This window comes from Diaminobutyricimonas aerilata, assembly GCF_002797715.1.
In the GTDB taxonomy this organism is placed as follows: Bacteria; Actinomycetota; Actinomycetes; order Actinomycetales; family Microbacteriaceae; genus Diaminobutyricimonas; species Diaminobutyricimonas aerilata.
The window spans coordinates 3,325,265-3,338,575 of sequence record NZ_PGFF01000001.1 but is presented as its reverse complement, the minus strand read 5'-3'; the positions used below and the strand labels follow the sequence as shown (position 1 = coordinate 3,338,575).

The following is a 13,311-nucleotide window of genomic DNA, read 5'->3' as shown; positions in this document are numbered from 1 at the left end:
CGGTCGGGTCCGCGCTCACTGTCACCTCGGATTCCAATCGGGAGCCCAGTATGCAGGCAGGCATGGGAGCGCACCCATGCAGGAGGGTGGTCGCATCACGGTCACCCTCGCGTGGTTGGCGCGGCGCGCCGTTCCAGCTCGTGGAGGCGGCGCTCCCCGGGTGTGCCCCGGGCCGCGGACCACAGCAAGAGGAAGCGCACCGGATCGCTCGAGAGCGTGAAGAAGTCGTACCCGAGATCGGCTGACCAGCCCTCCGGGTGGTGGACGCGCAAGGTGCCGCTCGCCGGCACGTTCACCGGCGGCGCGTCGTGGTACTGCCGGAAGAGCGGATGCCGCTGCGCCCAGTCGTCCACGAACGACCGGAGTGCCGCGTCGCCCGGGCGCAAGGCGCACATCCGGATCAGGTTCGACACGGTCAGCCGCATGACGATATCCCAGTCGTCCCACAGCCGAGCGCTCGAGGGGGAGTCGAGCATCCACGAGACCCAGTTGCGTTCCGGTGTGCCCGTCGCCCCGATCTCGGCGAGCGCGAGCCACCCGCTGCGGGTCGCGCCGAGGGTCGTCGTGTACTCATCCATGATGAACGCCGGCGTGCGGATGGTGGCGAGGATGTCGCGGAACCGCGGTCGCTCCCGCGGTCTCACCGGCCACTGCGGGAAGAGCGCGCCGCCGGTGGCGAGCGCTTTGAGGTGGGCCCGCTGGTCGGCGTCGAGCTGCAGGGCGCGCGCGAGCGAGTTGAGCGCCGCGTCGGAGGGTACTCCTCCCCGTCCCTGCTCGAGGCGCACGTAGTACGGCAGGCTCAGGGACGCGCGACGGGCGACTTCTTCGCGGCGCAGGCCGGACACGCGCCGGCCTCCGCCCGAGCGGAAGAGTTCCGCCCCGGTCGGGGTGGCGGACTGCCGTGCGGCGCGCAGGAACGACGCCAGATGTTCGAGTGTCATCCGCCCTCCTGCTCGGGAGCGTATCGGAGCGGGCGGACTAGAGATCGCGCAGCAAGGGCCGCACCTCGGTGGTGAGAAACTCCACGAGCCCGTCGAGATCCTCCTCGTCCGTCGTGGGCTGGAAGGCGACGGTCGTCGCGCCGGCCGCGACGAAACGGCGCACCGCCTCCGCGATCGCCTCGGCGCTGCCGCCCGCCGCGCCGCTGCCGTCGTGATCCGTCTCCCGCCACAGGTGCAGGTCGCGCCGCGCGCGCTGGGCGCCGTCGTCACCGGTGGCGACGATGAGGGCGGCGACGACCGGGTGCTCCCCGGTCGCGTCGGCGGGGCGGGCCGCGCGGGATCGCTGAGCCGCATCCGCGATCTCGTCGACGGTGAGCGCCGCAGCGAGGAGCGTGCCGTCGCCGATCTCGCCGGTGAGGGCGATCGACTTCGGTCCGCCGCCGCCGAGCATGATCGGCGGGGCCGGCGTGGGCGGCCAGTCGAGCATCACGTCGTCCAGGCGCACGTAACGGCCCTCGGTGGTGACACGCTCGCCCGCGAGGAGGGCGCGCAAGGCGACGGTGTACTCGCGCAGCAGGGTGAGCGGCGACGCGACGCGCGCGCCGGCCTGTCCCATCCAGGACTGCACGCCGTGCCCGACGCCGAGGGTGAAACGACCGGGGAAGGTACGTGCGATCGTCGCCGCCTCCATCGCGGTGAGGGCGACGTTGCGCAGCGGCGCCGGCAGCAGTCCGATGCCGACGTGGATGCGTTCGGTGACGGCGAGCGCGATCGCGGCCGAGGCGACGCCGCTCTCTTTGAAGCAGTCCTCCCACACCCAGAGGTCGTCGAAGCCGGCGGCCTCGACGGTGCGGGCGAGCGCCGGGAGCCGCTCCGGCGGCTGAGTCGGAACGAAGATGAAGCCCAATCGCACGGTCATGAGCCCATCGTGGCGCATCCCGCTGACGCCGCGGGCGCGAACTCGCGACGCGGTGGCGCCGACCGTCGCGCCGCCCGAGGCCGGTCGGTTTCCCGTCAGCAGTTGCCCTTACTGCGGGTGGATAAGGGCAACTACTGACGGGAAACGGACCTCGCGACCGGCCGAGCGGGAACGACGATGCGCCGGCCCCCGAGGGGACCGGCGCATCGAGTGGGGTACTACTGGGCGGCGCGGCGGCGGATGAGCAGCGCGGCGGCTCCGGCGAGCAGCAGCAGGAGCGCGCTCCCGCCGGCGATCGAGGCGCCGATCGCGTCGGCACCCGTGGATGCGAGCGAGCCCTTGACGGAACCGGCCGTGCCGGTGCCCGCGCCGGTGCCCGGCTGCGCGCCGTCACCCGGGATCACGACCGGGAGGGCGGCCACGGCCACCTCCCACTCCACGCCGTCGAAGTTGCGTGCGAGCTGGTCCGACGAGACGGTCCAGACGCCGGTGGGCGCTGCGGCGGGGCCCTCGACGATCAGCTCCTCGCCGGTGAGCGCCGAGAGCGCCCGCACCGACGTCACCTGGAAGCCCGCGGGTGCCGTCACGCGCACGCCGTAGACACCGGCGGCGAGGTTCGCCGAGTAGTACACGCCATCGAGCAGCGTGCTCTCGAGCGGGGTGCCGTTCGCGAGCAGCTCGACCGTCGCGCCGGTGACCGGTTCGCCCGATGCGTCGACGACGACGGCGCTCTGGTCGGCCGACGCGAGACCGGCCTCGACCGCATCCTCACCCTCGACCAGGTTGAGCGGCACTGCCGCGGTGAGGCGGTCGGTGGCGATGATGGGTGCCTCGGTGCCGTCCGGGGCGAGGTAGGTGCCGCCCGTGAAGGTGATCGGTGCCTGCGGAACCGGGCGCACCTCGGTGAGGGAGGTGACGTCGGTCGCGTCCCAGACGGACGTGGAGACGTAGGGGTCCGGCACCGTGAGATGCAGCGTCGCGGCGCCCGCCGGCACGTCGGTGAAGACGAAGTCGCCGTCGGCGTTCGCGGTGGTGGCCCACCACTGACCCTGCGAGTCGTGCAGGTACAGGTAGTCGGTCGTGCGCTTCTCGTCCGAGTAGCCCGTCGACGACTCGAGGGTCGGGTCGTAGACGCCGTCGAGCACGTTGTCGGCGAAGTACGTCACGGTCAAGTCGGTGAGCGCCACCGGCGCGAGTGCGACCTTGAACACGACACTGTCGAAGTAGCGGACGAGCGCCGAGGTCTCCATCGTCCACACGCCATCCGTCTGCGTCAGCGGGATGGACAGGGTGGTGTCGATGTTCGATCCGGCGGTGACGCTCTCGATGCGGTAGCGGCGCGGGTCCACGTCAACCGCGATGCCGATCTCGCCGGGCACGAGCTTGGCGAGGTCGGTGCCGCGCGCGGCGAAGAATCGGCCGGTGTCCCACTCGGTGGCGGGGAGCGCCGTGCCGTTCGAGAGGAAGCTCAGCTCGGCCACACCGGTCGTGCGCTCGCCGTCGACGGTGACCTCGGCGTTCGCGCCGATGCCGGCCATGCCGACGAGGCGGGTGGTGGTCGCCTCTTCGGCGATGTTCACCGTCAGGCGGCCGGCGCTCGAGCTGGGGCCGCTGAGGCCCGTCGTGCGGGTGCCGTCCTCGTGCAGGAACGTGCCGTCGGTGAAGGACACGTTGCTCTGCGGCATGAACTCCGGGGCGCCTTCGGTGGCGTCCCAGAAGGCGTTCTGATTCGTGCCGGTCGGGTCGACGACGTACAGGTCCGCCTCGCCGATGGGCACGTCGGGGAAGACGTAGCTGCCGTCGGCGCGCTGCGGGGCGCCGAACCACGCGTCGTCTGCGGTCTGCAGGTAGAGGTAGCTTCCGGACTGCCGGAGCTGATCCTTCTCGCCAGCCGGGTTGGTGGGCGTCGTGTCGTAGATGCCGTCGGTGTAGCGGTCCTCGAACCAGGTGACGGTGAGGGTTCCTTCGCCGGGCGCCGCCGAGGCGGGCGAGGCGATGAAGACGGTCGAGGCGGCGACGGCGAGTGCGGCGACGCCGACTCCCCCTCGGGTCAGTGCGGTGCGCACGCGGGTACTCCTGTTCGTGCCGGGCTTCGGCATCGTTCGGGCGGGTTTCCTTCACGGTACTGAGCCCGTTTCGGCCGCCCAGCCGAGTTCCACGAGTGTTCACCGACCGTTCGCCGGAGGCGGACGGCGGATGCGCGGGAAGACTGCGTCACGCCCGATCGTTGATCTAAACTTGAGTCAGACCTACTCAACTTCGAGGAGACGCGAATGGCGAACATGCAGGGCGCACCCTCCACCCAGGAGAAGCAGAAGACCGCCCTGGAGCAGTACGGCATCAACCTCACCGAGATCGCCCGGAGCGGCAAGCTCGACCCGGTGATCGGGCGCGACGCCGAGATCCGCCGCATCAGCCAGGTGCTCACGCGGCGCACGAAGAACAACCCGGTGCTCATCGGGGAGCCCGGTGTCGGCAAGACGGCCGTCGTCGAGGGACTCGCCCAGCGCATCGTCGCCGGCGACGTCGCCGACTCCCTCAAAGACAAGCAGCTCGTGTCGCTCGATCTCGCGGCGCTCGTCGCGGGTGCGAAGTACCGCGGCGAGTTCGAGGAGCGCCTGAAGGCCGTGCTCAAGGAGATCAACGATTCCGACGGGCGCATCATCACGTTCATCGACGAGCTGCACACCCTCATGGGCGCCGGCGGCGGCGAGGGGTCCGTCGCGGCGGCGAACATGCTCAAGCCGATGCTCGCCCGAGGCGAGCTGCGCCTCATCGGAGCGACCACGCTCAACGAGTACCGCGAGTACATCGAGAAGGATGCCGCGCTCGAGCGCCGCTTCCAGCAGGTCTACGTCGGCGAGCCGAGCGTCGAGGACACGATCGCGATCCTGCGCGGGCTCAAGGAACGCTACGAGGCGCACCACAAGGTGACGATCGCCGACAGCGCGCTCGTCGCCGCCGCGACCCTGAGCAACCGGTACATCAGCGCCCGGCAGCTGCCCGACAAAGCCATCGACCTCGTGGACGAGGCCGCGAGCCGCCTCAAGATGGAGATCGACTCGTCGCCCGTCGAGATCGACGAGCTCAAGCGCGCGGTCGACCGGATGCGCATCGAGGAGCTCGCCCTCAAGAAGGAGAAGGACGACGCCTCGCGGGAGCGCCTCGAGAAGCTGCGCGCCGACATGGCCGAGCGGCAGGCGGAACTCGACGAGCTCGAACAGCGCTGGGCCGCCGAGAAGGCGTCGTTGCACGACGTCGGCGACCTCAAGAGCCGACTCAACGACGCGCGCATCCAACTCGACCGCGCCATGCGCGAGCAGCGCTACCAGGACGCCTCGAAGATCAACTACGAGGTCATCCCGATGATCGAACGCGCCCTCGCCGAGGCGGAGTCCGCCGAGCAGACCGGCCCGCGGATGGTCAACGACCAGGTCACCGACGAGGACATCGCCTCCGTCGTCGCCGCGTGGACGGGCATCCCGGTCGACCGCCTGCGGCAGGGCGAGAGCGAGAAGCTCCTGCACCTCGAGGGTGAGCTCGGCCGCCGCCTCATCGGTCAGAAGGATGCCGTGCGCGCGGTCAGCGAGGCCGTGCGCCGCACCCGCGCCGGCATCTCCGACCCGGACCGTCCGACCGGTTCGTTCATGTTCCTCGGACCGACCGGTGTCGGCAAGACCGAGCTCGCGAAGGCGCTCGCCGCCTACCTGTTCGACGACGAGAAAGCGCTCGTGCGCATCGACATGAGCGAGTACGGCGAGAAGTTCGCGGTGTCCCGTCTCGTCGGCGCCCCTCCCGGCTACATCGGCTACGAGCAGGGCGGCCAGCTCACCGAAGCGGTGCGGCGACGCCCGTACTCGGTGATCCTGCTCGACGAGGTCGAGAAGGCGCACCCGGAGGTGTTCGACCTGCTGCTGCAGGTGCTGGATGACGGACGCCTGACCGATGGCCAGGGCCGCACGGTCGACTTCCGCAACACGATCCTCATCCTGACCAGCAACCTCGGCAGCCAGGTGCTCATCGATCCGACCCTGCCGTGGGAGCAGAAGGAGAGCGCCGTGCAGGAGATGGTGCGTCAGGCGTTCAAGCCCGAGTTCGTGAACCGCCTCGACGACATCGTGGTGTTCGCCCCGCTCACCACCGAGGATCTCGGCGCGATCGTCGAGCTCTACATCGACCGGCTGTCCCGCCGTCTCGAGGACCGCCGGCTCGACCTCGCGGTCACCCCGCAGGCGCGACGTTGGCTCGCCGAGCGCGGCTACGACCCGGTGTACGGCGCGCGTCCGCTGCGCCGGCTCATGCAGCGGGAGATCGACGACCGCCTCGCCCGCGCCCTCATCTCCGGCGAGATCCGCGACGGCGACACCGTGCGGGTCGATCTCGGCGACGACGGGCTCACTGTCGCCCCGTTCGAGCTCGCCGTGCCGTAGCCCGCCGTCACGACGCCCCGTCCTCCCGTGCGGAGGACGGGGCGTCGTCATCGATGCCGCTGCGCGGCAGACCGCGGGCCACGAGATCCCGGGCGAATGCGGTCGCGAGCGGGTCATGCCCGCTGCGCACGAGGGCGACGACGTCCCGCGACAGGGGCGGGTCGAGGGGGATCACGATGGACGCAGGATCCTCGGGCAGGGCGGTGCGCGGCACGAGGGCGACGCCGAGACCCGCGGTGGCGAGTCCCGCCGCGGACGCGGCGTGCCGCACGCGCGTCACCGGATCGAGCGCGACGCCCCGGCGCAAGGCGAGCGCGTCGATCCACCCGGCGAGCCCGTTCTCGGCGGCGTAGTGCACGAAACGCTGGTCGTGCAGCTCCTCGAACGCGACCGTCGCGCGTCCGGCGAACGCGTGGCTGTGGCAGCAGACGACGAGCACCTCCTCGGCCCCGATCACCTCGATCGCGCCCGTCCACGAGGTGGGTCGAGGACACACGGCCACGTCGAGCTCGCCGGCTTCCAGTGCCGCGACGAGGGCGTCGGCACTCGAGGCCTCGCTCACCTCGAGCGTCACCTGGGGTCGGTCCGAGAACCACCGGCGCGCGAGTGGGGCGACGAGTGGTGCGGTCATGCTCTCCGCCGTGCCGATCCGCAACCGTCCGGTGCGCCCGGCTGCGGCGCTGCGCCCCATGCGCACCAGCCGACGGCTCCCCTCGACGACGGCTCGAGCATCCGGATCGATCGCGGTCGCGGCGGGCGTCGGGGTGACGCCTCGCGGATGACGGTCGAACAAGGTGGTGCCCAGTTCGCGCTCGAGTGACGCCAGGTGGTGCGACAGCGCGGGTTGCGACAGATGGAGGTGACGGGCGGCGACGGCGAGCGAGCCGTGGTCGAGCACGGCGACGAAGCACTCCAGGGCGCGAAGCGAAGGCATAGAGAAGTTCTATCGCAGTCGGGTGGAACTTCGATGTTGTTGTGGGCATGGCCGAGGAGACGCATGCGGTTGTGACCGATGACCGCAGCGCCGACCGGAAGGAACCCGTCATGCCGACCACCACCGCCTATCTCGCCCGATCCGGACGCGACCTCGACGCATCCGACGTGTTCGTCGCCGAGGAGGTGCCCGTGCCCGCCTTGCGCTCGCACGACGTGCTGGTGCGCGTGCACGCCGTGTCGGTGAACCCGGTCGACACCAAGTCCCGCGCGGGACTGCGCACCGGAACCCGGCAGCTCGGCTGGGACGCGTCCGGCGTCGTCGAAGCCGTGGGCGACCGGGTCGAGCGTTTCGCGCCCGGCGACGAGGTCTGGTACGCCGGCGACCTCGGGCGTCCGGGCACGAACGCCGAACTGCACGCCGTCGACGAGCGGATCGTCGGCCGCAAGCCGGCTTCGCTCACCCACGCGGAGGCGGCAGCGCTGCCGCTCACCGCGATCACCGCGTGGGAGACGCTCTTCGACCGGTTCCGACTCACCGCGGAGAGCACGGGCACGCTCGTCGTCGTCGGTGCCCCCGGCGGAGTGGGGTCGATCCTCGTCCAGCTCGCCAAGAAGCTCACCGGCCTCACCGTGATCGCCACGGCCGGGCGGCCCGAGAGCCGCGAATGGGTGCAGGCGCTCGGCGCGGACCACGTCGTCGACCACCGTGACCTCGTCGCCCAGGTGACGGCGATCGCGCCCCGCGGGGTCGACTACCTGTTCACCGCACACTCCGCGGGCAACGTACCGGCGTTCGCCGAGATCGTGCGGCCGTTCGGGCACATCACCGCGATCGACGACCCACGCGGCCTCGACCTCATGCCCCTCAAGCGCAAGTCGATCGCCTGGCACTGGGAGCTCATGTTCACCCGGCCGATGTTCGAGACGCCCGACATGGGCGAGCAGGGGCGGCTCCTAGACGAGGTGAGCCGCCTGGTCGACGCGGGGGAGCTGCGCACGACTGCGACCACGGTCATCCCCCGACTCGACGCCGAGGGGCTGCGCGAGGCGCACCGGCTCGTCGCATCGGGCACCACCATCGGGAAAGTCGTGCTCGTCCGCCACTGAATCCGTCCATCCATCCATCCATCCCCACCCCCAACCGAAGGAGAACACCATGACGAACATCACCCTCGACCAGGCCCAGCGCATCCTCGCCGCCGGCGCCGCGCGTGCTGCCGAGCTCGGCGCGCCGTCGACGCTCACCGTGCTCGACGGCGGCGCGCGAATGGTCGCGTCCGTGCGCCAGGACGGCGCCCCGCTCGTGTCGATCGACTCGAGCTTCGCGAAGGCCCGCACGGCCGTCTTCTTCATGACGCCGACGCGGGACCTCGTCGGCGCGGTCCAGCCGGGTGCACCGCTCTACACGCTCGACGGCGCCACCGCCGAGCAGCTCACGTTCGTCGCCGGCGGTGTGCCGATCAACGATGCCGACGGCGCCGTCATCGGTGCGATCGGCGTGGGCGGCGGCACGCCCGACCAGGATGTGCAGGTCGCCGAGGCCGCGATCGCGGCGCTCTAACCGGCGACGTCCTCCTCGTCGCGGTGCTTCCCGGTCATGACGGCGCGCAGTCGTCGCGTCGTCATGACCGGCAGCAGCGCGAACGCCATGACGGCCATCGCCACCGCGCCGAAGACGAACGGCGCCGTGAGCCCGAACCAGCTCGCCAGTGCTCCGCCGACGATCGCGCCGAGCGGCAGTGCGCCCATGGCGACAAGCCGATAGGCGCTCGTGACCCGTCCGAGCAGGTGATCGGGCACGGACGACTGCCGGAACGTCATGACGACGACGTTGCCGGTCATCGCCGCGAACGACCACAGGGCGAGGGCCGCGCCGGCGATCACGGGGGAGTCGGTGACGACGAACGCGGCGAAGCCGATCGCCGGGGTCAGGTTGGCGATGAAGATCGTCGGACCCTCGCCGATCCGGCGCACGAACCACGGCCCGCACAGGCCGCCCAGCACTCCGCCGACGGAGCCGGCCGCGATCAGCACCCCGAACCCGGCACCGTCGATGCCGAGCCGGTCCTGCGCGACGAGCACCATGATGCCGGTGGCGGCCGAGAAGCACAGGTTGCTCACGCCGGCCATCGCCGACATGAGGGGCAGCAGCGGCGTCGACCAGTACACCCGCAGCCCTTCACCGAGCGAGGCGATGAACCGGGCCGGCGCCGCCGCGGGGCGCGGCTGCCGCGGGACCGCGAGCAGCACGATCGCACCGAGCACGAAGGCGACGCTCCCGGTCGCGAACGCGGCGACGGCCGCGACGGCGAACAGCACGCTGCCGATCGGCGGACCGATGAGCTCGTTGAACAGGGACTGAGCGGAAGCGATCCGGCCGTTCGCCTGGTTGTAGCGCTGGCGCGGCACGATCGCCGGCATGAGCGCGAGCGAGGCGTTGTCGATCACCGTCTCCGCCGCCCCGAGCACGAACGCGACCGCATACAGCAGAGGCAGGGATGCGGTGTCGGTCGCCACCGTGACGGCGAGGGCCGCGAGGGCGACGGCGCGCGCTCCGTTGCCCGCCATCATGAGGAGGCGCCGGTCGGCGCGGTCGACGATCACCCCGGCGACGAGCGTGAGCAGGAACCACGGCAACCGCTGTGCCGTCACCACCCCCGCGACGAGCACCGGATCCCGGGTGAGCGTCGCGGCGAGCAGAGCGCCCGCGGTGATCATGATGCCGTCGCCGAGATTCGCCCCGGTCACCGAGAGCAGGAGTGCCGCGAACGGGCGGCGGGATGCACGTTCATCCATTCGACCGATTCTCGCGTCTGACGCCGACATGGCGGAGTACCCCACGCTGCCTGAAAGCGAGCCGTGCTCGCGCTGCGCGCCGTATGGATCGGCGTAGGGTTCTGCGGTGACCAAGACGACACAGAACGAGCCGAATCCGAAGACCAACGCCAAGGTGATCGGGCTCTCGATCGCCGGAGCCGTCGGCGGCTTTTTGTTCGGTTTCGACTCGTCGGTCATCAACGGCGCCGTCGACGCGATCACGACCGAGTTCGATCTCGGTCCGACGCTCGCCGGCTTCGCGGTGGCCTCGGCCCTGCTCGGGTGCGCCGCCGGTGCCTACTTCGCCGGACGCATCGGCGACCGATACGGCCGCATCCCGACCATGCTCGTCGGCGCGATCCTGTTCTTCGTGAGCGCCGTCGGCTCCGCCGCCGCGTTCGCCGTGTGGGACCTCATCCTGTGGCGCGTCATCGGCGGCCTCGGCATCGGCATCGCGTCGGTCATCGCCCCCGCGTACATCGCCGAGATCGCGCCGAAGCACGTGCGCGGCCGGCTCGCCTCGCTGCAGCAGTTGGCCATCACGCTCGGAATCTTCGCGGCGCTGCTGAGCGACGCCCTCTTCGCCAACACCGCGGGCGGCGCCGGCGAGCCCTCCCTCCTCGGGATCGCTGCGTGGCGGCTGATGTTCGCGGCGGCCGCGATCCCCGCCATCGTCTACGGCCTCATCGCTCTCGCCCTGCCCGAGTCGCCCCGCTTCCTCGTCATGCACGACAAGGAGAAGGACGCCGAACGCGTGCTCAGCTCGATCGCGCCGGGCACCGACACCGGACAGTGGATGCTCGACATCCGCAAGTCGGTGAAGGAGGACGAGAAGACCAAGGGTGTCAGCCTGCGCGGTGACCGGTTCGGGCTGAAACCGATCGTGTGGATGGGCATCATCCTCTCGGTCTTCCAGCAGTTCGTCGGAATCAACGTGATCTTCTACTACTCGACGACGCTGTGGCGCTCCGTCGGGTTCGAGGAGAAGGACTCCTTCACCGTCTCGGTGATCACCTCGGTCACCAACGTGCTCGTGACCCTCATCGCGATCGCGCTCGTCGACCGCATCGGCCGCCGCCCCATCCTGCTCACCGGCTCGATCGGCATGGCCCTGTCGCTCGGCACGATGGCCCTCGCCTTCAGCCAGGCGGAGGTCGTGGACGGTGCCCCGAGCCTGCCCGGCGGCTGGGGTCCGGTCGCGCTCGTCGCCGCGAACGTCTTCGTCGTCTCGTTCGGCGCGTCGTGGGGCCCGCTCGTGTGGGTGCTGCTCGGCGAGATCTTCCCCAACCGCATCCGCGCCCGCGCGCTCGGCGTCGCGGCCATGGCGCAGTGGATCGCGAACTTCCTCATCACCGTGTCGTTCCCGCCCCTGTCGGAGTTCTCCCTCGTCTTCACCTACGGCATGTACGCGGTGTTCGCCGCCCTCTCGTTCGTCTTCGTGCTCGTCAAGGTGCCCGAGACGAACGGCATGTCGCTCGAGGACGCCGACACGCTGCTTCCGCCCCGCAAGTCGGCGAAGGCCGGCGGCGCGGGGATCGACCGCCGCGGCTGAGTCGTAAGGGCGGCGTCGCCGCCGGTCGACGAAACGACGAAGGGCGCCCGGATCGCTCCGGGCGCCCTTCGCGTTCGTGTTTTTCGCGCTACTTCTGCTCGCTGCGTCGCACCTGACGGGCTGCGACGAACGCGCCGCCGCCCACGAGGAGCAGCACCAGAGCCGCGAGGCCGGCCGTGTTCGCCGTGGCGAGGTCCATGCCGGTGTTCACGAGGCGGGCGGGGCTCTGAGCGGCCGGAGCCGGCGCGGCGGGGCCGCCGGTGCCCGGATCGGTCGGAAGAGCGACGACCGCCGTGAACGACCGCTCGGCGGTGAGACCGCTGTCGAGGCCCTCGAGCGAGATGAACAGCGCCGTGTCCGCGGTCAGTCCGTCGACCGAGAACTCGACCACGCCCGCGCCATCGGCGTTGCTGGTTGCGGTGCCGGTGGCCACGTTGACGCGCTCTCCGTTCTCGTAGCGGTACACCACGAACGCCACCTCCTCTTCAGGGCCGAAGTTCGCGAAGGGGAACTGCACGCCGTCGGCGAGGTCGCTGATCTGCACGAGCTCCGGTCCGCCGACGCGGGGTGCGGTGGCCGCGTCCTCGACGACGGAGAGCCGGATCTCGTTGCTGATCCCGAAGGTCGGTTCCTCTTGACCGAGGTAGAAGTAGTACTGCGGGTTCCCCGAGTCGTCGGGCAGCTCGGCCGCTATCTCCTGCGGCAGGAAGGTGCCGCTTACATTGCCGTTCGCGTCCGCAGTCACCGTGATGAACTCGTACTCCGGCGAACCGACGCGGGTTGCTTCGAGCACGACGAACACCTCGGCGTTCGGGCTGAATCCGGTTCCGCGATAGGCGATGCCCGTGCCCCAGCTGCCGGCGGTGAACACGGTGTCGGTCACGACGATGACCGGCGTGACGGGCTCCGGCTCCGGCTCGGGCGCGGGCTCGATGGTCAGGTTCACCCATTCGGACTGCGCGACGGGATCTCCGCCGCCCTCGGGGTACTCGGTCGCACCGACCGAGTACTGCGGGTAGCCGGAGTCGCCGGGCGGGGTCGCGGCGAAGCCGGCGCCCGGGACAAGCTCGCCCGTGATCTCGCCCTGCTCGTTAGCGGTGACCTGGAAAGGCACGCTGTCACCGCCACTCGGGGAACTCGACACGTTGAGGGTGACCGTCACCGTGGCGCCGGGGGTGAAGCCGGAGCCGGTGAAGACGATGGGCTCGGTCCAGTTGGCGGTCTCGGGGAACGTCGTGTCCGCGATCTCGAGCACGGCCTCGCGCGGGCCCGCCGGTGCTTCCTGGATCACGAGCGGCACTGCCGGCGCCTCGATGGGATCGCCGGAGGTGCTGTTGGCGCTGATCGTGTAGCGGGGGTAGCCGCTCTCCCCAGGAAGCTCGGGCGAGATGGCGCCGGAGGCCCACTTCCCCGTGAAGCTTCCTGTGCTGTCGACGGTGACGAATGTGAAGTCGGCGATCGAGCTGTTCTGCTCGATCCTGCTGAGCAGCAGCTGAACCTGCGAGTCGGGCGTGAACCCCGAGATCGTGTAGTCGATGCCGTCACCCCAGCTTCCCGGGACGAAGTAGTCGTCCGCGACGGTGATCTCGCCGGTGGGTGCGGCCGAGGCCGCCGTCGCCGGCAGGAGGACACCCCCACCGACCATGAGCGCGGCGGTGACCGCCGACCAGAATTTGTGCCTCGTGCGCATGCTGCTCCTCAGTTGGGGGAGTGGGC

The 13,311-nt window shown here is 70.6% G+C and carries 10 protein-coding genes; 4 read left to right on the top strand and 6 right to left on the bottom strand.

The genetic code is table 11. From position 1 onward, the window contains the following. Positions 1-101: 101 nt before the first annotated feature. The 3 genes from CLV46_RS15830 to CLV46_RS15820 all read right to left on the bottom strand — a co-directional run bounded on the left by CLV46_RS15830 (position 102) and on the right by CLV46_RS15820 (position 3,926). Entirely contained in the window at positions 102-941 is an 840-nt protein-coding gene (locus tag CLV46_RS15830) for a helix-turn-helix transcriptional regulator (protein WP_100365662.1), read from the bottom strand. Between the two features lie 37 nt (positions 942-978). Beyond that, a complete protein-coding gene (locus CLV46_RS15825; protein ID WP_100365661.1) occupies positions 979-1,860 on the bottom strand; it encodes an LLM class flavin-dependent oxidoreductase in 882 nt (293 codons plus the stop codon). Positions 1,861-2,078: 218 nt separating this feature from the next. Next, positions 2,079-3,926, bottom strand: coding sequence for a carboxypeptidase-like regulatory domain-containing protein (locus CLV46_RS15820; RefSeq protein ID WP_100365660.1), 1,848 nt, complete (start codon positions 3,924-3,926; stop codon positions 2,079-2,081). A gap of 207 nt (positions 3,927-4,133) precedes the next feature. Here CLV46_RS15820 and CLV46_RS15815 point away from each other — a divergent pair, with 207 nt between their 5' ends. Continuing rightward, positions 4,134-6,290, top strand: coding sequence for an ATP-dependent Clp protease ATP-binding subunit (locus CLV46_RS15815; RefSeq protein ID WP_100365659.1), 2,157 nt, complete (start codon positions 4,134-4,136; stop codon positions 6,288-6,290). 7 nt (positions 6,291-6,297) lie between these two features. Here the strand turns inward: CLV46_RS15815 and CLV46_RS15810 are convergent, their stop codons facing one another. Continuing rightward, positions 6,298-7,224, bottom strand: a complete 927-nt coding sequence (locus CLV46_RS15810; RefSeq protein ID WP_100365658.1) for a LysR family transcriptional regulator — start codon at positions 7,222-7,224, stop codon at positions 6,298-6,300. A gap of 110 nt (positions 7,225-7,334) precedes the next feature. Between CLV46_RS15810 and CLV46_RS15805 the strand changes: the two genes are divergently transcribed. Then, complete coding sequence (locus tag CLV46_RS15805) at positions 7,335-8,333, top strand: zinc-binding alcohol dehydrogenase family protein (protein ID WP_100366113.1); 999 nt, start codon at positions 7,335-7,337, stop codon at positions 8,331-8,333. A 49-nt stretch (positions 8,334-8,382) separates the two neighbouring features. Further along, positions 8,383-8,787, top strand: coding sequence for a GlcG/HbpS family heme-binding protein (locus CLV46_RS15800; protein WP_100365657.1), 405 nt, complete (start codon positions 8,383-8,385; stop codon positions 8,785-8,787). On the opposite strand, the gene CLV46_RS15795 is transcribed toward CLV46_RS15800, so the two are convergent. Then, the gene (locus tag CLV46_RS15795; protein WP_157802362.1) at positions 8,784-10,022 is read right to left on the bottom strand and encodes an MFS transporter; all 1,239 of its coding nucleotides are present in this window, start codon (positions 10,020-10,022) and stop codon (positions 8,784-8,786) included. The two genes, CLV46_RS15800 and CLV46_RS15795, sit on opposite strands and share 4 nt — an antisense overlap. Positions 10,023-10,128: 106 nt before the next feature. On the opposite strand from CLV46_RS15795, the gene CLV46_RS15790 reads away from it, so the two are divergent. Next, a complete protein-coding gene (locus CLV46_RS15790) occupies positions 10,129-11,595 on the top strand; it encodes a sugar porter family MFS transporter (RefSeq protein WP_100365656.1) in 1,467 nt (488 codons plus the stop codon). Positions 11,596-11,683: 88 nt separating this feature from the next. Here CLV46_RS15790 and CLV46_RS15785 read toward each other — a convergent pair whose 3' ends face one another. Then, positions 11,684-13,285 carry a hypothetical protein gene (locus CLV46_RS15785; protein WP_100365655.1) on the bottom strand — a complete coding sequence of 534 codons (1,602 nt, stop codon included), beginning with the start codon at positions 13,283-13,285 and terminating at the stop codon, positions 11,684-11,686. Between the last annotated feature and the right edge of the window lie 26 nt (positions 13,286-13,311).

What these genes read in the sequence shown, in the direction of transcription:
- CLV46_RS15830 (WP_100365662.1), bottom strand. Translation starts at nt 941, where the DNA reads ATGACACTCGAACATCTGGCGTCGTTCCTGCGCGCCGCACGGCAGTCC.
- CLV46_RS15825 (WP_100365661.1), bottom strand. Translation starts at nt 1,860, where the DNA reads ATGACCGTGCGATTGGGCTTCATCTTCGTTCCGACTCAGCCGCCGGAG.
- CLV46_RS15815 (WP_100365659.1), top strand. Translation starts at nt 4,134, where the DNA reads ATGGCGAACATGCAGGGCGCACCCTCCACCCAGGAGAAGCAGAAGACC.
- CLV46_RS15810 (WP_100365658.1), bottom strand. Translation starts at nt 7,224, where the DNA reads ATGCCTTCGCTTCGCGCCCTGGAGTGCTTCGTCGCCGTGCTCGACCAC.
- CLV46_RS15805 (WP_100366113.1), top strand. Translation starts at nt 7,335, where the DNA reads ATGCCGACCACCACCGCCTATCTCGCCCGATCCGGACGCGACCTCGAC.
- CLV46_RS15800 (WP_100365657.1), top strand. Translation starts at nt 8,383, where the DNA reads ATGACGAACATCACCCTCGACCAGGCCCAGCGCATCCTCGCCGCCGGC.
- CLV46_RS15795 (WP_157802362.1), bottom strand. Translation starts at nt 10,022, where the DNA reads ATGGATGAACGTGCATCCCGCCGCCCGTTCGCGGCACTCCTGCTCTCG.
- CLV46_RS15785 (WP_100365655.1), bottom strand. Translation starts at nt 13,285, where the DNA reads ATGCGCACGAGGCACAAATTCTGGTCGGCGGTCACCGCCGCGCTCATG.